This is a genomic window from Kitasatospora sp. P5_F3 (assembly GCF_054049135.1).
This window is the reverse complement of record NZ_JBFUMY010000087.1, coordinates 1-17,306: the sequence shown is the minus strand read 5'-3', so window position 1 is coordinate 17,306 and position 17,306 is coordinate 1. Positions and strand designations below refer to the sequence as shown.

Sequence of the window (17,306 nt, the reverse complement as noted above, 5' to 3'; positions counted from 1 at the left end):
CCCGGGAGCGGCAGCAGGACGTCCTCCCCAGGGCCGGGATCGGGGGCGGCGTGCTGGCGGTGCCCGGGCCGGGGCTGCCGGCTGGAGCGGCGGGGCAGGGCAGCGGTGTGAGCGACAGCCACCCTGGAAAGGCTCCTGCGGCTCGGATCCGAACCAACAGCAAGGGGAACCGTGGACGCCGAGTTGATTGTCGCTCTGGCCGCAGCCGGTATCGGGCTGGCCGGCACGGCGCTCGCCGCCTGGCAGGCAGCACAAGCCAGAGGCGCAGCACGGGGGGCCGTCCGGCAGGCAGAAGCGGCGGAGCAGCAGCTGGCGCTTGCCCGGCAGCAGATCGAACTTCGTGACGCCGAGCTGTACGAAGCCCGTGGTCCAGAGTTCACCGTCACCTACGCACAGATCAAGGACAGCTACGGCCCTACCCCCTCTGAAGCAATGCTCGACCTCCGCCAGACCTCTGGCGCAGCCCTTGGCCAAGTGAGTGTGACCGTCCTGCTGCAGACGCAACACCGGCAGCCGCGGGAAGTGGCCTACGCCGTGCTGGGACCGACAGCCACCGGCACCGACCACCTGGTCAACGCCCCACTGGAACTGGGCTACCGCGACGGAGCGACCGTCATCCTGCACCTGACGTGCGAGGAACAGGGCACACAACACACGTGGGAGCGCTCGGTCACCTACGACCTCTTCCGAGCAGCCTTTAACCCACGTAAAGCACCCCGGAAAGACCGATACAGCGGCCCGATGCCGGACACGACCCGAACAGACAGCGAAACATGAACGGGAATCAACCGGAACACCTGAACCAATCCAGCCACGAAAGCAACCGTTATTCCTGCATTGACTGCGGCAGCAACGGGACCGTGACCGGAAGCCGAACCCGGCCGGGTCGGACCGTAAAACGGGCCAGGGAATCGAGCGGATAAGTCAGAGCCATTCCGGCAGGGAATCCGGGAAGCCAGGTCGGCGGAATCCTGCTGCACTCCGGAGATCACCGGAGCGTGCCCGGCAAGCGGAATGACCAACGCCGGGAAGAGTATCACCGGCCACTGCTTCGCACCGCGAATCCCCAGGCCGCCGAAGTGAACTGCGGACGGGCACAGCACGGCCCTGGAGAGCAGCCCGGACAGTGGAATTCGGAGTGCTCCGGGATTCGCACGGCGGCGGGCCGTCAGAGGTGAATGCGCGGGCCCGACACGGGGCGAGGAGCACACCACCCCGGGCCACGGCCAAGCGCAGCGCCCGACGGCCCGGCGGGGATGCCCTGGCGGCGGCCAGGCGCAGCGGCGGGCAGCCCGGACCGGCGAGGGCCGGCAACAGCCCAGCATCGGCGGGCCGGAACGGCCGCCGGGCGCCACCACCCGGTCCTCCAGCTCCTCCTGGTTCCCAGTGCGGGCGGCCTGCGGCCGCTGGGGGTGCCGGCCTGGCGGCCGGACCGGTGGTGGCCGGGGGCCGGGGCCTGGCGGCCCGGCAGCGGGCCGGTGACCGGCGCGGTGGCGGGGTCCGGGTGCCTGCAGCACCGGGGCGGTGGCGGGCGGGCCGGTGGCAGGGCGGTGGCGGTGGCCTGCGATATCTGGGGTCGCCAGGAGGGTTCAGGCACGTGAGGGACAGTGCCAGGAGGCCCAAGTGCCCTACTGATATCTGGGTTCGTGAGGCACATGCGGCACCGCTGGCACGCCAAGCGTTTCGGTCGGCAGCCAGCCCGTGTTCCTGGCGCAGCGTCAAGAAGGGCCACTTCCGGCGGGGGTGAGCCGCCAATGAACTGTTGCTGTCGGGTGCTGCTGGCCGATCCCGCAGAGGGGCGGCTGGAGGACCGCCTCCCAGGGGTTCTGACCGGGCAGCACCTGTCCGGTGTTCCACGGCGAGTGCAGCGCGATGGGACAGTCACGCACGGTTACCTTCGGGAGGGCATTCCGACTGAAGGAGAAGCATGTTCCGGAGGCTTTCACCACATACGTCGTCACCCGAGCCCACAACCGCCGACCCACGTCGACTGGGCCTTGCGGGGCGCCACGCGCTCCGGTCCGTGCGGGCCGCGGCGGTGGCCCTGACCGTGACCGGTGCACTGCTCCCGGTGGGGCTGGCCACTCCGGCGCGGGCAGCTGGGGAGCAGCACCAGGTGGTGTTCGAGACGCCCGGCGAGCACGAGTGGGCGGTGCCGTTCGGTGCGGTGACGCTGACGGTGTCGGTGTGGGGCGGCGGGGGCGCCGGAGGCAGTGGTGGCGCTGGCGGGGGCGGTGGTGGCGGTGGCGGAGGCGGCGCCGGGGGACGCTCGTTCAACGGGAGTGCCGGCGGGGGCGGCGGCGGTGCCGGTGGCGGCGGGGGCGGCGGAGCCGGGGGTGGCGGCGGTGCGGGCGCGTTCATCAGCTGCACGCTGGACACACGCTTCGGCATGCCGCAGTCCTTCGCGTTCCGTGTGGGCGGCGGCGGTAGCCCGGGCGAGGTGGGCGGCAAGGCGGAAGGTGGCCGCTGGGGCGAGGGCGGCACCGACAGGAACCTGCTCCCTGGTAACGGCGGCGACGGAAGCGACGGCAAGACCGGAGCGGGAGGAGGCGCAGGCGGCAGCGGCGGGTCCACGATTGTCCGCGACTCGGTGTGGGCGCAGATGCTGATGGCCGCCGGCGGTGGCGGCGGCGCGCAGGGCGAGGGCGGCGGGCAGGGTATTGCGGGTGGCGGTGGCTACGACGGCGGCTACAGCGCCTCACCCGGGGGTGGAGGGCGCGGTGGGACCTCCGGATCCGAGGGTGCGGGCGGTGGAGGCGGCAACTTTACGAACGCCCAGCAGGGAGTGTGCACCGGAAGCCCCACCGAGACCACGGGGAACCAGGGCACGGCAGGGGGGAGGGGCGCGGTCGGCAACGCCGGAGGGGCCGGAGAGTCCGGCGCCAAGATCAGCAACGGCCGGTCCGATGGTGGGGCCTTCGGCAATGTCGGCGACGGTGGCGAGCCGGGCCAAGGCGCCGCCTCAGCCTCCGGGACCGCTTCCTACGGGGCCGGGGCCAGTGGCGGCGCTGGTGGACGCGGAGGCTTCGGTGGCGGGGGCGGGAAGGGCGGCTGCTTCGACAACAACGCCGGAACGGCCCACGGCGACTGTTCCAGCGGTGGCACCGGCGGCGTCGGGTCTGAGAGTGCCAGCGGCCACCCCGGGACCAATGGCCACCCCGGCGCCGTCGTCTTCACCTGGACCACCGAAGGGGACAGCAGCGGAGACTGACACCCACCTCCCCGGTGCCCGGTGCAGGTCCTCACCCCAGGGGCCTGCACCCGCGCAGGATGCCGTCAGCCCCGCCCGCACATGAGCGAAGAAGACTGTGACGGCGACCTCGATGGAGCGAAGCGGGCGCGGTACCGCCGAATCGGCCGGAGGCCGATGTTCTTCAGCCGACGCGAGACCTGAACGTGCCTCACATGACAGAACGTCTGATTCTGCGCTGACCTGCGAGATCAGGCTGACAACCCCAGATAACGTGGGCCCCCCGGAGCGGAGGGGCGCCTGACGGACCGGCAGCACCGGTACGCCGAGCCTGGCCTGACGGCCCGGCAGCAGCAGCTCGGCACCGGCACCGGCACCGGGCGGCGGCTGTCCCGTCTCATCGAACTTTGACGGCGTCTCAGGGAAGTTTGACCGGCTCCAGTGGCAGGGGCGGATTCGCCGAGCAGGCCACGTCCTGTCAGCGCCCTGCCCCGCCTTTCCAGACCCAGCGACCGAAGTCGGTGCTTGCCGGGCGCCACCAGCGGCGGGTCACCGATCGTGACACCGGCACGGCCGCGCCAAACACTCCGGCTCCAGCGCGCCCATACGCCGCTGCTCACCCGAGTCGATGACAGACAGCAAGTCGGCCGCCTCGCTGCGCACCTTCGGTTCCGGATGCGCCAACAGGCTGAGGTAGAGGGGCCGTTCGTGTAGCAGCGTGGTCTGGATCCGTTCCAACATGCCCCAGTTGCCCTCCTCGATCTCGTCGATGTACGGCTGCGCGCACGCGATCATCGACAGCAAATCGACAGCGACGGCCACCACGTGGCCGTTCGGCGAGCCGCAGAGCCGATTGAGAAAAGGGACAACGTACTCCGCGGTCCAGAAGTATCCGCCGGAGTGCCCATGAATGAGAACTCCCTCAAGGTCCGAGTAGACGGACCACGCCTCGACCGGCCCGGCGCTCTCCAACCGCCTGAGCAGTCCAGGGATAAGTGACCGCAAGCCGGTGAGCCCCCACGTCTCGCGCACCCGCACCCACTGCACGTCGTCCAACCCGTCCAACAGCGATGTCATGCGCCGAGGCTAGAACCCGCCCTGACCCACCGTCACCCGGTTTCCCCACCCCCGATTCCCTGAACCGGTGGTCCAGCTTCGTTGCGACAAATCCCGGTCAGTCAAACTTCGCTGAAACTCGTCAAAGTTCGTTGAGACGGGACAACGGACCGCCGCGAGGCCGTGTCCCAGCCCCGTCTCAGGCCAGGGCCGAAAACGCTCCTACCTGGGGATATGGCCTGAGACCGTCCTAGCGAAACGGACATAACCGGCAGGGTGAGACATCGGTGGGACAGCACCGTCCCAGCCTGCCGCCGACCGCCAGGCGCAGCGGCACCCGCGGTCCAGGGACGGGCTCCACCAGGCGCAGCGGCCCGACGGCGGGCCCCACCGGGCGCGGCCGCACCGGCCCCGGGGTCGAGGAACCCGAGCACCGAGTCTGGGCACGGGCCCGGGCCCGGGGCCGGGACGCGGGAGCACGGGGGCAGGCGTAACCGACTCCTGATCGACGCTCAGACCGTCGGGGACCGTGCGCCACCAGCGTTGCGCCGCCGAGTGGTTGGCCTTCTCCACCACGCCCTTGCGGTTGCCGCGCCGCGGCGGACAGATGTCGACGCCGACGCCGTAGTACTTCGCGACCGCGGCAAAGGCCGGCAGGACCCGGCCGCTCGGCGGGTGACAGACGGTCGCCATCCGGTCGAAGCGCCAGCGCCGGGCGGTGCCGTCGAGCTTGCGCACCACCTGGTCCAGGGCCTGCACCAGGTGCGAAAAGTCCTCCGCTTCCGCCAGCACCGCCCGCCAGCGGCCCGAGTGCGCGAGCGCGCCGACCAGCAGGTGGGCGTGCGCGCCGCCGCCCCAACCGGCCGGCGGGTCGGGCAGCTCCAGCCAGTCGAACTGGATCTCCTCGCCCGGCGGGTGCGCGATCACCGCGACGTCCCGGCCGGTCGACGCCTTGCAGGGCTCGCAGTGCGGGCGGACCTGGTGGCGGCGAAGGGCCCGGGTGAACGTCGAGTAGGCGCCCGGGTAGCCGAGCTCCGTGATCTCGTCGAACAGGGCCGACGCCCACAGGTGCGGGTCGTCCGCGAGCCGTTGGCGGCAGTAGTCCATGAACGGCACGAACGCGTCCGGGGCTTGGCGCCGGTGCTCGGGCACGCGTTCGCCGTTCAGGTAAGCCCGGATCGTCTTGCGGTCACGGCCCAGGTGCCGGGCGATAGCCGAGATGGACCAGCCCTGCCGACGCAGCGCGTGAGCGTCCACGTCTTCCTCCCGCGTCAGCACCAGGGCCCCCGAACAGGCCGAAGTCGTTGCGAACGCAGACTTTCCGGCCGGACACGAACCAACCGGACACGCCGGGCAACATCACCCGAAGGGCGGGGAGATCAGCTGAGCAGGTTTGGCCGGAGCACCGAGCAGAGAGCGCGGAGGCACGGCTCCGGCCACACTCCTCGCACAACCTTCCGATATGTTCTCCCAAGCCTGCAGTCGGAGAGCAACACGCTTTGGTGCTCAAATGCTTAATTGAGGAGATAGTAGTGAGTTCATCTTTGGTGAGGGAAATAGCCAGCCTGGTGGGATGGAATCGCGCCGGAACGGCGGATATCGACTGGGCGCCGACCGAGGAGAGCTTGGGCCTGAGAATTCCCGAATCATTCAAGGAGATTGCGGAGGTATTCGGGCCCGGCGAGTTCAGTCAGTATCTGTTCGTCTCCGGTCCGGGAGACGAGCACGTGAGCGAGTCCCTCGTGCGCGAGGTGGCTCTCTGGTCGGAGCCCACCATCAGTGCCGACCTCATGCGCCCATACCTGCCGCGTCCCGCGGATGGAGGGCTGGTGGCATGGGGTCGGACCTGCCAGGCCGACACGTTTTTCTGGCTCCCCAGCTCTGAAGACCCGGACTCATGGCCGATCCTCGCATTGGAGGAAGACTTTGCCGGTTGGCACAGGTTCGACATGACCGTGCCGGAATTCATCCTCGAAGTTATCGGCCCCGGTGGAGGCGTTCACCCGTTTTCGGTCGGGGACATCGTCCCTCCGTCTTTTCTGCCCTTGGATCGTTGATAGGGCGCTGCGATCGGTCAGCTTAGGTCCCAAGGCGTCGGGCGGGCCCAGGGCGGCCATGCCACCCCTCACCACAGGTGGGGAACCAAAGTGAGCAGGTCTGGCCAACGCCCGAGTACGCGGTGGGGATTTTCAACGAGCGCCATCACCCCCAACGTTCCTGAGCCACCTGCGGGTCTCCTTCGCCCACTCACCGGTCACGATCACTTGGCAATCGGTCAAGATCACCTGTCAGAGGACAGGCATCCCGCTGACCAGTCTCACCGAAGTTTGACCGGCCCGGTGGGGGTCAGGCGCCCGGTCCGGTCACAGGCCGGATATCCCGGCTCGCCGTGCATGCAGTTCGGAGCGGACCAGTTCGAGGAGACGGCCCGTCCAGTTGCGGCCCTGGCCGGCGTTGTCGCCCCAGAAGTCAGAGTCCATGTCGTCGTAGATCACGGTGGCGTCGTCTGTCTCCAGCAGGATCTCGGCCAGCTCAGGGTGCTGGTCGTACTTGGCGCGCAGCAGGCTGGTCATGACGGCGGTGCGGGCGTGCTCCCAGCCTTCGCGGCGCGGTGTGCCGGCCGCGAGGGTGCGTGCTGCGGCGGAGGTGTCCGCCGTCGTGATCGCGGCGCTGATCTCTGGCTGAGCGACCGACATGGCCCAGTAGGCGTGGGCGACGGAGGGGTAGCTGACCCGCCCGACGATGATCGGGGCGGGGTAGTCGTTGCGCAGGCCGAGCTTCCCGGGGTCGGCCACCGGCTTGTTCGGATACGAGTGGTAGAGCTTGACCGCCGGGGCGTGCGGAGCCGCCGGTCCGTCCGCTGGGACGCGCGTGGACCGCTCTGCCCTCCAGCGGGCCCGCTCCTCGAAGTACGCGAGGGCGCTGTCGTAGCCCTCCTGCGTGACCGTTCCGTCGAACGACAGGTAGGTCCGGCTGCCGGGCCCTGCCACCAGTACCCGCAGCGGCCAGTCCTTGCTATCCATGTCGCCCAGCGCGTAGCGGCGCTGCGACTCCGGGACGGCCAGGAACGCGGCGCGCGCCGCGGCCCGGTTCTCCTCGGTCCGGTCGGCGAGGAAGACGTCGACGGCGGCCAGACAGCGGCCGGTCGAGTCGGGCCGCCCGTTCAGCTGGTCGATGGTGTCGCGGACTTCGGCGACCAGCAGCTCGGACGTGAGCCAGCTCTCCGGCTCGCTGAACTTCCAGTCCGCCAGCTCGTGGGCGGAGGCCTCGCCCCCCTCCGGAAAGCTGGTGGCCACCCAGCCGGTGCGTAGCTTCTCCTCGAACTCCTCGACGGTGACCAGGCCCCAGCAGTCGATGAGTCCGTCGGCGTAGATGAAGAGGTCGGTGAGGAAGTAGCGGCCGCCGTTACGGATGAAGGCGTGCCGCCAGGTTCCGGGTATGCGGACGCCGTCCGCCGTGCGATGGGTGATCCGGTTGCCGATCATCCTGGGATTGTGCCGCAGTGGTCACCGAGCAGACCGTGATTTTCCGGGGCGGCTTCCGGGACCTCAAGGCCCTGGACAGCGTCCCGCACAGCCTCTCCGGCGGTCACCCTGGACGGCAGCGAGCCGGGAACGCCGGCCCACCACCACCGGACCCCGGGCGCCGAAACCACCTCCGCACAATCCCCGCAGAAAATCCCGCCACCACCAACCCGGCCTCAACCGACGGCAATAGCGGCCGAATCCGAAAGGAAAACCAAAGCAGAAACGGAAGGCATACCCGACCATCCGTCAATTCGTGGGAGCACCCCAAGCAGCCCCCGGCCCCGGCCGCCCCGGCACAGCCCCGACCGTCGGGAGGACGACCACCCGCAGTCACCGAACCGCAGGTTCCCCGACGGTGCTCCGGGCGGCCGGACAGGGACCGCGCAGCAGCCCGGATTGGTCTACCAGAAAGCAAATCGGGCGCTCTGGATGCCGTGAGGTCACAGCACGGAACCGGAGCCGGACAGCCCCCGCAGTTCCGTCATACCCGGTGTGTGACGGAACCACCCAGCCCAGGGACGGCAGCACGGACGGGGCCGGGCCGGCCGAGCGGCGGGACGGGGTCGGATACCGGCCGTTTCTCCAGAGTGCCCACGCGGCGCCGATCTTTCCTGCAACGCTCTGACCAGGAAGGCAGCGCGCCGACCCGACAGATCGGAGACACCATGTCCGACACACCCGAAGTGATCGACCTCGGCGCGATCCCGGGAAGCGGGGACGGCCCCGCGGCCCCCGCCCCGGGCTCGATCCAGGTCACCGAGCTCCACCCCCAGGGCGCCGGCGACAGCGGCCTGACCGAAGTCGCGCCGGCCGACGTCCAGAAGGAAGACTGGGGCGTCTTCAGCGTCCGCTACCGCGGAGCCAGGCCCCAGCTCGTCGTCACCGGCGGAACCATCGTCCCCTCCGTCATCGTCGCCGTGGACGGCAACGGCAACATCCTCGCCGAGTACGAGGCACGCCCCGCCACCAAGCGCATCACCAGCCGCCTGCTCCCCGAAGACCAGAACGACATCGCCTGCGCCACCCCCGACTGCAAGCCCATCAGCCTCACCCGCTACTAGGACCTGCGGGTAGCGCCTGGCCGCGTACGGTGCGCTCCACCCGGCCGGTCCGGCGAGCGGAGCAGACGACCGGACAGCACGGAAGGGCAGACCGACGACCCGGTACGGCTCCCCGGCCGGGTCGTCCACCCCGACCGCCAGGCCAGGCGCCCCGGCACGGGCCCTGAGAGGCCGTACCGGGGCGGTGGCAGGTATGCGCTGGTTACCGCTGGTTGATCTCGACCGTTTCGCGCTGCCCGATCTCGTTCTGGTCCACGGGCCGCAGACCTCGCGTCGTGATGGCCGGCGTCGCCGTGGCCGCAGCCGTGGTGGCGATGGGTCCAGCCGTCACCAGAGCGAAGGCACGAGCGAGGGCTTCAAGGCCCCCGGACGCCTGTCCGGCTCGCTGGTCGGCAAGGAACGCAGCCTCACGGCCGATGGCTTCGACGAGCCGTTCACGGGCTACCGCGACGGTCGGCGACTCAGTCACGGTGACCTGCGCCGGGACCGCTCTCAGGTCGACTACCTCGGGCGTTGCTTCGATTCCAGACATGCCTGTCCCCTTCACTGCCCGACCCTCTGTCGAACCGGCGTGGATCTTCCCATGACGGACCGTCAGCACACCATCACTCTTGACAAGCTCACGCCGGACGGACAGGCGACCGGACAGCACGGACGAGCAGACCAACGGGGCCGCCCCGAGGAGCACGACGACGACCAGGAGCAGCAGGCCCGGGCAGCCGCAGGACCGGCGGGGCGGGCGCTACCTGTCAACCGAAACCGCATTCCACCACCGATCTGACATGACAGCTAACCGACCCTGACTGGCCCGGCCGCGACGAACCACCGCCAACCCACACCCCCTGCAGCGGGGCAGCTTGTGGTGACCCATCGGTTCCGTCACGGTGTGACAGTGACGGATCAGATGGCCCCGGCGTGCACAGGCCCCCGCTGCGGGCGCCCACTTCCCGGACCGGCCCGCACAGGCCGGCCCGCCCTCTACTGTGGCCAGGCTTGCCGCCAGGCCGCCCTGCGTCAGCGCCGCCTGGCCGAGCAGACCCCGCAACTGCGCCAGGAGGCCCGGGAGCTGCTGGAGGAAATCAGCCCGGAACTGGCCGCCGAGGTGGAGCAGCCCACACCGGCAGAGGGTGGACGGTGCCGACGGGGAGGACCAGGCCGTGGTGGAAGTTGCCCTGGGGGCGTTCTTGAACAACGCCAAGGCCCGCAGGGGGAAGCTCACCGGGGACCAGCTCGCGCAGCTCGCCGAACACGGCATCGAGTGGGCGGTGCCATAGCCGGTGGGGTTCTCGGGATACTCACGTGATTCCCGCGCGCCCACGAGGTTGGCAGGTGATGACAGGTCGGCGTCCGTCGGCGACGGTCGGCCGACCGGCCGAGAACAGCACGCCAACGGCGAGCCGAACTTCCCGCCGCACTCACGAACTCAGCAGGTCGGTGCTCATCCAAGCCTCACTCGAAAACCTGGAACTCACACAGCTTTAACCATCAGTGGCCGAGGGAGTTTCTTCGGGACTTTTGACAAGGTAGGACAAAGCTGAGGGCCCCCGATCTTCGGGGGCCCTCAGCGCTTCACTGCCTTCTGCTGGAGAGAGAGCCGCCTACGTACTGGGGGACGGAGCGGTGACTGGCCACGGCGCGCCCGCGCTCGATCCTCTGCCGACGGTCGGCTTCGAACTGGAGGTAGTCGGGAGTAGGCCGGCGGAACTTCGCTGACACCGCCCGCAGCACTGCCGCGAGCCCGGTTAGGAGAGGCTTCATACGGGTGACGCTACTCCGATCACCGCCGGGCAACACCGGATTCAGCCGATCCCACTGCGCACCCGTCAGATCCCCACCCGCCACCCGGCGAGACCATCACGGACCGCGGGGCCCGCCCCCGGGTCACCAGGGACGGCGGGCGGGCCGCTCCCGGCGCGGCCCGCCGTGGTGGTGGTGCCGGGCGATCGCCTCCAGCAGCGCCTGGCGGGCCTGCCTGCGCCGCACGTCTTCCATCCGGCCGACGCCGGCCGGCGCTCCGGCGAGCTGGCGGTGCGCGGCGTCGGTCCGCAGCCGAGCCTCCTGGGTGGCCTCGCGCACGCAGTCGGCGACGTCCTGGCGGTGGCGGGCGGCCGTCTGGGCGCGACGCAGGCCGAGATCGTGGTCCTGGTCGTAGGTCTCGCGGCCGGTGGTCGCCGCCTCATCGCGGATGCGCTGCCACTCCTGGTAGACGAGCGCCGCGTGGGCGAGGGCGCTCTCGTCTCCGGCGTCGGGTGGGGGCGGCCGCACCCGGAAGCGGGTGCAGGAGGTCCTTCACAGCTCACGGGCGATCCAAACGTCCGGATTCCACGTACCGAGTCCACGCCAGCCGGACTCACTCCATTCAGATGAGCGATGCCTTGACTACAGAGAGGTAGTGCAATATCACATACCAGTGCTTCTGGACGGACCAGAGGCCCTGCACACAGGAGAAGGCACCTCATGACTCGCAAGATGCTGACGACGGCCGCCGCTACGGGTGCCCTCGCACTCGCATTCGCCGGCGCGACTCCGGCCGTCGCTGCCGGTACCGCCGCCACCGCTACCACCACGGAGGTCTGCGACGCCTCCGGCCTCCAGTCCGGCCTCTGGACCAAGCTCTGCTACACGGTCACCGAGGACGGCGTCCAGTTCACCGGCCGGATCGGCCTGGCCGGCCCGCCGAGCCCCGGCAGCCCGCCCCTGCGGACGAAGCTGGTCGACGCGGTCCTGACCACCGACATCGAGGGCGGCGAATCGCTCGCCACCGTGCAGCAGTCCCTGCTCTTCCGGGCCACCACGCTGGAGATCGCCGGCTACGGCGGCACCGTCCCGTGCGGCTCGACCGTCACCGCGACCTTCTCCGTCTCCGCAGACGGCTGGTACACCGCCCCCATCAGCACCAGTGTGGTGGTGCCCTGCTGATGCCCAAAGCGGCACGGGCCCGAAGACGGCCAGACAGACCCCCACCCAACCGGCCAGGCCGTCGATGTCCTTCCCCACCCAGCCGCGCGCCGGGTCGGCGTCGTGGTGGCGGGTGCGGATGCCGTCGTGGCCCGACCAGCGCAACCAGATCGGGCCGCGCACCAGCGCCGAGTCGAGGATCGCCCGGCCCAGGTCCCGGTGGGCGGGCAGCGGCCGGCCGCAGGCGGGAGCAGCTCCAGAGGGCGGGCGCGGCGGCAGAGTCGGATCAGGTGGTGCCGGTCATCGCGGGTAATGCCTTCCGGGTCAGCGGGGAGAGGGCGAGGGGCGGCCACGTAGGCCGGGTCGCCCCTGTGGGTGGTGCTGCTACTGATCGGTGGCGCAGTGGTGGTTGGACTCGATGTACTCGCCCTCGGGGAAGTCGGTCCCGGTAGCCCAGCCGCAGGCGGAACACTCGGCCCGGCCCTCCCAGCCGATCTCGGGCCCATCGCCCCTGTCGCAGTCGTGGTCGGCGTCCACGCTGGTGCCGTCCTCGAACTGCGCGTCTCCCCCGTCACCGCACGCGCCGCACATCCAGTCGGCGGACCAGGTGACCGTGCCCTGGTGCTGCTCCTGCACCTGCTGCTCGGTCTGAACGGTGGACAGCGCGTCCAGCAGGGCGGTCTGCTGGAGCGTCAGCTTCCCGTCGGCGGTGCCTTGTCCTGCTTGCGCAGCCACGCGCCGGGCCGGAAGGTCGGGTCGGCTTCGCCGCCGGTGCGGTTGGCGGGGCAGTTCGTGAGCGGCGCCGGGCAGGGGACGGTGGGACTGCCGGCCGTTGCGAGGTCACCGGTGGCGGGTGCTTCCGGTGATCGGCTGGCCATGTGTGGTCTCGTCACACCGGTGGTAGGCGTGCGTCCTCGCTGATTCGTGGCGGGAATGTTCGGATCACCGTATGGAAGGCCGAGGGCGACACGCAGGCCGACCAGTTACCCACGGCTCCCGAACAGTGCAAGAGACGATGTTCCGTCAGGACGATCGGGAAGGTTCCGGACCGGAAATCGCGGCCTGCTGGCCGCCTCGTCGAGGCAGGAGTCGTATGGAATCACCGGAGCGCGGCGCAGGCGGGGGGTGGCTGCGGCTGCTCGCCGTCGCGGGCGCGGTTGCCCTGGCGGTCGGATACTTCACGATCCCGATGGGCCACTTCGGGCCCGAGCATCCGGTGCTGAGCTGGACCGCCTTCGGGGTAGCGCTGGCGGTGCTCGCGCTGCTGCTCCTGTGGCAGGTCGGATGGGTGCTGTCACCGCTCGAGCGGGGGCATCCCGCGGTGGTCATCCTGGTGCTCGTGTACCTGTCGCTGATCCTCTTCTCCATGACGTACCTGGCCATGTCCCGGCAGGCGGGGGAGTTCAACGGCCTGGGCACGCGCGTCGACGCCCTCTACTTCACCCTGGTCACCGTGTCGACCGTCGGCTACGGGGACATCACCGCGACCGGGCAGAGCGCCCGGGTCGTCGTGATGGTCCAGATCGTCTTCAACCTGTTGATCCTCACAGCGGCCGCCAGCGCGTTCAGCCAGCAGATGCGAGGCAGGATGGCCGCACGGACGCAGCGAGCCTCGGGGGCCGTACGGCCAGAGGATGGAGCGGCCGGCGACAGCAGGTGACAGCACGCCAGGACGCGGCCGGCCACAGACATCGGCGCGTCCTGGTACGCCAGCAGGACTACAACGTTCCCCCTGTTGGCAGTGGCATTGGCGGGCCGTCGTCCTGGCCGCAGCCGGCCGCCCTCCAGCGCCGGCGCGAGTGCCGAGGGTCCTCACCTCAACGCCGTCATGGGCAGCAGAGAACCTTCGCCTTCGAACCACGGCTGACCCGGCGTGGTGCCCGGCCTGGTGGGTGGAGTGGCAGCGGAGCGGAGCGGGAAGGACTGACGGCCTGTCACCGCTGGTGCCGGGGGCGGAGCGTCGCCGCGGCGTCCCTGCTCAGGTCGGCGAGGAACGCGTCGTGGGCATCGCCCAGTTCACGCTGGACCAGCTGCGCGCTGTGGTCCCGGACCCTGCGCCGCCAGCGGTCCCGAGCCGGAAGCCAGAGCAGCGCCTCGACGGCGAGCATGACCACGAACCCCGCCAGCCAGACGAGCAGGCCGATCATGGCCACACCGCCATAGGGACCCGAGGCGTCGTCCGGTGAGCCGGTGTCGTGCGCCACCCCCGGGCGCATCAGCCGGGATATCAGGTTCGCGGCCGCACAGAGCGCCATCCAGCCGGAGATCGCGGCGGCCGGGAGGCCCACCAGCACCGTGCCCAGGTTGCTGTCGTCCCCGGGCCCGGGCATCCGGTCCGCCAGCCACTCGGCCTCCACGTGGTGCGCTGTGAGAAAGTCCGGCCTACCAGTGACCTCGGTGATGTCCTGCGGAAGGCCGCGGGCGACGACCTCGCGGGCCAAAGCGGTGAGCGGGTGGTCGCGCTCGCCGTCCGGCAGCGGCCGCCGAGCACGGTGCACCGCCGCCCACCCAGTGACCGTCGTGTCGTGGCGGCCCCAGCCGTAGGCGAGCAGCGTCGCCGGATACAGCGCCCCCGAACGGTGGTCCAGTTCCGCCAGCGCCCGGGTGAGCGCCTGGTCGGCGCGCCGCCAGGCCAGGAATGCCCCCGCGTTCGCGAGGGCGCCGACGGCCACGGTACTGACGGCGAAGGCGCTGACGCTCCACCACTGCATGACTCAGCCTCTGTTGTCGGATCGGGGGATCACAACGGCCGGTGTCCCAGGACCCGGAGGCTCTTGGTGCCGTCGTCTCGGACGTGCCGGAACTTCCTGCCGCCGTTGTGGCGCGCGGAGGTGAGCGGGAACGACGAGCCGCGAAGACGGCCGGCAACCACTCACCGCTCGCGACCACCGAACGGTCACCGTCGTGCGAGCCGGTGCCCACACCTGAGGAGCCCCGGTCACCCTCGGCGCCATGCCCACGGACTCCCCCCACCAGTCGACGACACCGCCCTGGACGCTACCCACCACCACCCCCGGGGAACGGACGAACGACCAACCCGTTACACCCACCAGGACCACCCCACACGCCTCACGTACCTGAACACCCCTCGGACCGCGTCTGAGATCTCACTGGGTGGTGCGCGCAGGTCGTTGAGGACCTGGTCGCAGGCGTCCAGGGTGAGGCCGGCGGCCTGGCGGCGGATGCGGGTGCGGGTCTCGCCGAGCAGGCCGTCCTCGGGGCCCTCGCTCTCGTCCTCGTCCGTGCCTTGGTCGTCGTCCGGGTGGCCGGGGTGCTGGGCGAGGGCGGAGTACAAGGTCACCCAGCCTCCCAGGACTCGGCGTGCAGGACCGGCCGGGCACAGCCGTCGCCGTCGCGGGCGGTGACGAGCCGCCCGTCGACCAAGGCCGCCCAGCCGGTGAGGCCGTCGACGTCCTTCTCCACCCAGCCGCGGGCGAGAGCGTCGCCGTGGTGGCCCGTGCCCGGTCCGCCGCCGGTGCGGGACCGGGCCGCCTGTGCGCGTCGGCGGAGCTGATGCCGGTGTCGAGGTCGGCGGCGTAGCGCACCAGGGAGTCGTAGAGGCGGGCGGTGGTCTCCAGATCCATCCGCACCTCGCCCCTCACCCGCCACACAGCCGGAAGGTCTCGGCCGTGTGGCGCAGCAGAGCGGTGACGTGGGTGGCGGGCATCATGAGCTCGCCGTCGTGGCGGTAGAGCACCAGGGGGAACGGCTGGCGGTGCTGGTCGTCGTCCACGGGACGGTTTCCTTCGGTCGGTGTATCGGCGAGGGTGTGCTGCTACTGGTCGCCCGCGCAGTGGTGGTCGGATTCGATGTACTCGCCGTCGGGGAAGTCGGTCTCGGTGGCCCAGCCGCAGGCGGAGCGCTCGGCCCGGCCCTCCCAGCCGATCTCGGGCCCGTCGCCCCTGTCGCAGTCGTGGTCGGCGTCCACGCTGGTGCCGTCCTCGAACTGGGTACCGCCCCCATCGCGGCACCCGTCGCACGTCCAGTCGGCGGACCAGGTGACCGAGCCCTCGGCCGGGCCGTGGTCCTGCTGCCCGGCCTCGACTGCCACCAGGGCGTCGAGCAGCGCAGTCTGCTGGACCGTCAGCTTGCCGTCAGTGCGGGCCTTGTCCTGCTTGCGCAGCCACGCACCCGGCCGGAAGGTCGGGTCCGCGATGCCGCCGGTGCGGTTGGCGGGGCCGTCCAGGGCTCCGCCGCTCGTGAGGTAGGCGAGCAGGCGGCGGTAGGAGCGGTTCCAGTCCGGCTCGATCCGCCACCCCGCATCCAGGGCGGTGAGCTTGGCGTCCTGAGCAGCCGACAGCTTCACGTTCTTGCGCTGGCGCCCGACCCAGGCAGCGGCAAGTCCCACCTGCTGATCGCGCTCGGCACCGAGGCCGCGATGGCCGGCTTCCGGGTCAAGTACGTCCTGGCCACCAAACTCGTCAACGAGCTGGTCGAGGCCGCCGACGAGAAGCAGCCCGCCAAGACCATCGCCCGCTACGGCCGCGTCGACCTCCTCTGCATCGACGAGCTCGGCTACATGGAACTCGACCGCAGAGGAGCTGAACTCCTCTTCCAGGTCCTCACCGAACGCGAGGAGAAGAACAGCATCGCCATCGCCTCCAACGAGTCCTTCGGCGGCTGGACCAAGACCTTCACCGACCCGAGGCTCTGCGCGGCCATCGTCGACCGCCTCACCTTCGGCGGCAACATCATCGAGACCGGCACCGACTCCTACCGCCTCGCGCAGAGCAGAGCCCAAGCCGAACGCGCCAGCAACTGATCTCCAGCCGGTCGAACTACCGCACTGGTCCGCACTCATCGATGAACACTGTCGGCGTCGACAGAAACAAGTCGGCGTCCGCAGAGCCGTAGGCAATGTTGAACGTGTCCAGCCAGTACGACCAGTCCCGAATCCCCGCCGCGCTGCTGAAGCGGTAGTTCAGCTGCCACCGGACCCACTGACCTGGGATGAGACGCACGGCCGGAGGCCTGCGAAGTCGAGGCGGCAAGCCGAACAACGGGTCCACCCGGGGCAACACCCGCAAACGACCCTCGGCCTCGCGAAGACTGACGTTGACGCTGCGAAGCTCCCCCTGACTCTCACGCGGCTCGAAGTCATCCTCTTCATGCATCCGGACCACATGCACGGACGAAGCCCAGGCCTGCGGCACGGCGAGGCCGACCGGGGCGGCACTCCTGCGAGCAGCGGCCTCCCCGCCCCGGGACTGCTTCGTCCAGGACGTTCTGATCCACTGAACCGTGATCTCCAAAGCACCTACCTCCGCGCCGAAGGATACGGAGACCGAGGAGCGGACGTCATCGCGCCCCGACGCGGCGGCAGGTGCTGCTACTCCTCACCGACATTTCGAGTCCCGCAGGCTGCCCACCGCTCTCCGAACTGGCCGACAAGTGCTCTCGGCTATCACCTACGCAGCCACATCACTGAGCCTTTTCAGCTCGGTACCTGATCGGGTGATCTGACGGATCGAGCGGATGTTCGGCGCTACAGACAGGGCCTCCTGGCCGTTGAGCAGGTTCTCTACGCCTCAACTCGTCAGCCGGGAAGCCCCGTTGGTCGCATATCCTGCCGCA

The 17,306-nt window shown here is 70.2% G+C and carries 18 protein-coding genes and 1 pseudogene; 8 read left to right on the top strand and 11 right to left on the bottom strand.

Going from position 1 to position 17,306, the window contains the following annotated elements:
* The first annotated feature begins 171 nt into the window (after nucleotides 1-171).
* Both ACXJMZ_RS32325 and ACXJMZ_RS32320 read left to right on the top strand, forming a co-directional pair.
* Nucleotides 172-777 carry a hypothetical protein gene (locus ACXJMZ_RS32325; RefSeq protein WP_457033574.1) on the top strand — a complete coding sequence of 202 codons (606 nt, stop codon included), beginning with the start codon at nucleotides 172-174 and terminating at the stop codon, nucleotides 775-777.
* 1,339 nt (nucleotides 778-2,116) lie between these two features.
* Nucleotides 2,117-3,211: a hypothetical protein gene (locus ACXJMZ_RS32320; RefSeq protein WP_457033573.1), complete on the top strand. Its 1,095-nt coding sequence runs from the start codon at nucleotides 2,117-2,119 to the stop codon at nucleotides 3,209-3,211.
* Between the two features lie 528 nt (nucleotides 3,212-3,739).
* On the opposite strand, the gene ACXJMZ_RS32315 is transcribed toward ACXJMZ_RS32320, so the two are convergent.
* The gene (locus ACXJMZ_RS32315; protein WP_457033572.1) at nucleotides 3,740-4,267 is read right to left on the bottom strand and encodes a hypothetical protein; all 528 of its coding nucleotides are present in this window, start codon (nucleotides 4,265-4,267) and stop codon (nucleotides 3,740-3,742) included.
* A gap of 201 nt (nucleotides 4,268-4,468) precedes the next feature.
* On the bottom strand, nucleotides 4,469-5,503 hold the full coding sequence (locus tag ACXJMZ_RS32310) for a hypothetical protein (RefSeq protein WP_457033571.1): 1,035 nt from the start codon (nucleotides 5,501-5,503) through the stop codon (nucleotides 4,469-4,471).
* 275 nt (nucleotides 5,504-5,778) lie between these two features.
* Here ACXJMZ_RS32310 and ACXJMZ_RS32305 point away from each other — a divergent pair, with 275 nt between their 5' ends.
* Nucleotides 5,779-6,303 carry a hypothetical protein gene (locus tag ACXJMZ_RS32305; RefSeq protein ID WP_457033570.1) on the top strand — a complete coding sequence of 175 codons (525 nt, stop codon included), beginning with the start codon at nucleotides 5,779-5,781 and terminating at the stop codon, nucleotides 6,301-6,303.
* 306 nt (nucleotides 6,304-6,609) lie between these two features.
* Here the strand turns inward: ACXJMZ_RS32305 and ACXJMZ_RS32300 are convergent, their stop codons facing one another.
* A complete protein-coding gene (locus tag ACXJMZ_RS32300) occupies nucleotides 6,610-7,731 on the bottom strand; it encodes an NADAR family protein (protein WP_457033569.1) in 1,122 nt (373 codons plus the stop codon).
* Between the two features lie 707 nt (nucleotides 7,732-8,438).
* On the opposite strand from ACXJMZ_RS32300, the gene ACXJMZ_RS32295 reads away from it, so the two are divergent.
* Nucleotides 8,439-8,834, top strand: coding sequence for a hypothetical protein (locus ACXJMZ_RS32295; RefSeq protein ID WP_457033568.1), 396 nt, complete (start codon nucleotides 8,439-8,441; stop codon nucleotides 8,832-8,834).
* Nucleotides 8,835-9,027: 193 nt separating this feature from the next.
* Nucleotides 9,028-9,615 carry a hypothetical protein gene (locus ACXJMZ_RS32290; protein WP_457033567.1) on the top strand — a complete coding sequence of 196 codons (588 nt, stop codon included), beginning with the start codon at nucleotides 9,028-9,030 and terminating at the stop codon, nucleotides 9,613-9,615.
* Nucleotides 9,616-10,715: 1,100 nt separating this feature from the next.
* Here ACXJMZ_RS32290 and ACXJMZ_RS32285 read toward each other — a convergent pair.
* Nucleotides 10,716-11,099, bottom strand: coding sequence for a hypothetical protein (locus ACXJMZ_RS32285; RefSeq protein ID WP_457033566.1), 384 nt, complete (start codon nucleotides 11,097-11,099; stop codon nucleotides 10,716-10,718).
* A 192-nt stretch (nucleotides 11,100-11,291) separates the two neighbouring features.
* Between ACXJMZ_RS32285 and ACXJMZ_RS32280 the strand changes: the two genes are divergently transcribed.
* The gene (locus tag ACXJMZ_RS32280; protein ID WP_457033565.1) at nucleotides 11,292-11,753 is read left to right on the top strand and encodes a hypothetical protein; all 462 of its coding nucleotides are present in this window, start codon (nucleotides 11,292-11,294) and stop codon (nucleotides 11,751-11,753) included.
* Nucleotides 11,754-12,116: 363 nt separating this feature from the next.
* On the opposite strand, the gene ACXJMZ_RS32275 is transcribed toward ACXJMZ_RS32280, so the two are convergent.
* Nucleotides 12,117-12,467, bottom strand: a complete 351-nt coding sequence (locus tag ACXJMZ_RS32275; protein ID WP_457033564.1) for a hypothetical protein — start codon at nucleotides 12,465-12,467, stop codon at nucleotides 12,117-12,119.
* 358 nt (nucleotides 12,468-12,825) lie between these two features.
* Here ACXJMZ_RS32275 and ACXJMZ_RS32270 point away from each other — a divergent pair, with 358 nt between their 5' ends.
* A complete protein-coding gene (locus ACXJMZ_RS32270) occupies nucleotides 12,826-13,392 on the top strand; it encodes a potassium channel family protein (RefSeq protein ID WP_457033563.1) in 567 nt (188 codons plus the stop codon).
* Between the two features lie 274 nt (nucleotides 13,393-13,666).
* On the opposite strand, the gene ACXJMZ_RS32265 is transcribed toward ACXJMZ_RS32270, so the two are convergent.
* The 5 genes from ACXJMZ_RS32265 to ACXJMZ_RS32245 form a co-directional block, all read right to left on the bottom strand.
* Entirely contained in the window at nucleotides 13,667-14,443 is a 777-nt protein-coding gene (locus tag ACXJMZ_RS32265) for a hypothetical protein (RefSeq protein ID WP_457033562.1), read from the bottom strand.
* A gap of 329 nt (nucleotides 14,444-14,772) precedes the next feature.
* The gene (locus ACXJMZ_RS32260; protein ID WP_457033561.1) at nucleotides 14,773-15,033 is read right to left on the bottom strand and encodes a hypothetical protein; all 261 of its coding nucleotides are present in this window, start codon (nucleotides 15,031-15,033) and stop codon (nucleotides 14,773-14,775) included.
* Nucleotides 15,030-15,155, bottom strand: a complete 126-nt coding sequence (locus ACXJMZ_RS32255; RefSeq protein WP_457033560.1) for a hypothetical protein — start codon at nucleotides 15,153-15,155, stop codon at nucleotides 15,030-15,032. Before ACXJMZ_RS32255 ends, ACXJMZ_RS32260 begins: the two co-directional genes overlap by 4 nt.
* 175 nt (nucleotides 15,156-15,330) lie before the next feature.
* The gene (locus tag ACXJMZ_RS32250) at nucleotides 15,331-15,465 is read right to left on the bottom strand and encodes a hypothetical protein (RefSeq protein ID WP_457033559.1); all 135 of its coding nucleotides are present in this window, start codon (nucleotides 15,463-15,465) and stop codon (nucleotides 15,331-15,333) included.
* A 42-nt stretch (nucleotides 15,466-15,507) separates the two neighbouring features.
* Complete coding sequence (locus ACXJMZ_RS32245) at nucleotides 15,508-16,080, bottom strand: helicase associated domain-containing protein (protein ID WP_457033575.1); 573 nt, start codon at nucleotides 16,078-16,080, stop codon at nucleotides 15,508-15,510.
* On the opposite strand from ACXJMZ_RS32245, the pseudogene ACXJMZ_RS32240 reads away from it, so the two are divergent.
* Nucleotides 16,042-16,494 (top strand): annotated as a pseudogene (locus ACXJMZ_RS32240) (ATP-binding protein); the annotation flags it as partial. The gene ACXJMZ_RS32245 and the pseudogene ACXJMZ_RS32240 overlap by 39 nt on opposite strands.
* A gap of 16 nt (nucleotides 16,495-16,510) precedes the next feature.
* Here the strand turns inward: ACXJMZ_RS32240 and ACXJMZ_RS32235 are convergent.
* Nucleotides 16,511-16,984, bottom strand: a complete 474-nt coding sequence (locus ACXJMZ_RS32235) for a hypothetical protein (protein ID WP_457033558.1) — start codon at nucleotides 16,982-16,984, stop codon at nucleotides 16,511-16,513.
* Nucleotides 16,985-17,306 lie beyond the last annotated feature (322 nt).

What these genes read in the sequence shown, in the direction of transcription:
- ACXJMZ_RS32315 (WP_457033572.1), bottom strand. Translation starts at nt 4,267, where the DNA reads ATGACATCGCTGTTGGACGGGTTGGACGACGTGCAGTGGGTGCGGGTG.
- ACXJMZ_RS32300 (WP_457033569.1), bottom strand. Translation starts at nt 7,731, where the DNA reads ATGATCGGCAACCGGATCACCCATCGCACGGCGGACGGCGTCCGCATA.
- ACXJMZ_RS32295 (WP_457033568.1), top strand. Translation starts at nt 8,439, where the DNA reads ATGTCCGACACACCCGAAGTGATCGACCTCGGCGCGATCCCGGGAAGC.
- ACXJMZ_RS32290 (WP_457033567.1), top strand. Translation starts at nt 9,028, where the DNA reads ATGCGCTGGTTACCGCTGGTTGATCTCGACCGTTTCGCGCTGCCCGAT.
- ACXJMZ_RS32280 (WP_457033565.1), top strand. Translation starts at nt 11,292, where the DNA reads ATGACTCGCAAGATGCTGACGACGGCCGCCGCTACGGGTGCCCTCGCA.
- ACXJMZ_RS32270 (WP_457033563.1), top strand. Translation starts at nt 12,826, where the DNA reads ATGGAATCACCGGAGCGCGGCGCAGGCGGGGGGTGGCTGCGGCTGCTC.
- ACXJMZ_RS32265 (WP_457033562.1), bottom strand. Translation starts at nt 14,443, where the DNA reads ATGCAGTGGTGGAGCGTCAGCGCCTTCGCCGTCAGTACCGTGGCCGTC.